The following is a 766-nucleotide window of genomic DNA, read 5'->3' as shown; positions in this document are numbered from 1 at the left end:
ATAAAAGAATAAAACAAAAAATATTTTCATATATTAATTTATGTAATGATTATTATGTTAATAGTGGTAAATTTTTATTGAAAGATTTAATTAAAAAATATTTTAAAAATAAGTTTTCAACCTTTTATTATTGAGCGAATAAAATTTTAATTGCATATAAAAATAATGATTTTGATGAATTATTATTAAAATCAACGTTACCACATAATATTAATTATCAATATAGTAATGATGTTAGTCAAAATATTTGTGATTTATATTTTGAATATTGTAATAAACATGCTGGTGGTGTTTTATCTTTGTTTTATAATTTAAAAAAAGGAATTCATGGAGAAGAATTAAAAAATAAAGCACCAAAAAATTTAAAAACATTTTTTCGTTGACTTAAAAAAGATGAAAGATGATTAAAAATAAAAAATAAAATTAAAGAAATTAAAAAACAACATCCAAGATATGAAGTTAAAGAAATAGGTTTATTACAGATGGACGCTAAATATTTTGTATCAAGTAAATTTCCAGTTGATAAAAAGTATTATGTTTATGATTTTATTGATGAAAAAAACAAGATTAGCATTAGGATATGTTTATGATAAATTGAGTATTGATAATGCTATTGCTGCTGTTAAAAAAGCAATTAGTGATTTTAAAAATATATTTGGTGTTAAAATAACACGAATTAGAACTGATAACGGTTCTGAATTTATTAATAATTATCGGAATAATCAAAAAAATACTGTTAAAGAAACTAATTTTACTCAATTTTTAA

Annotated in this window: 2 pseudogenes; both read left to right on the top strand. The window is 19.1% G+C overall.

Going from position 1 to position 766, the window contains the following annotated elements:
- Positions 1-593: pseudogene (locus tag C6B38_RS05960) on the top strand (IS481 family transposase); the annotation flags it as partial.
- A pseudogene (locus tag C6B38_RS10625) lies at positions 553-766 on the top strand (IS481 family transposase); the annotation flags it as partial. The pseudogenes C6B38_RS05960 and C6B38_RS10625, both read left to right, overlap by 41 nt.

The sequence above is a fragment of the Spiroplasma sp. ChiS genome (assembly GCF_002968355.1).
GTDB classification, from domain to species: Bacteria; Bacillota_I; Bacilli_A; order Mycoplasmatales; family Mycoplasmataceae; genus Spiroplasma; species Spiroplasma citri.
This window is presented reverse-complemented; position numbering and strand designations above follow the sequence as displayed.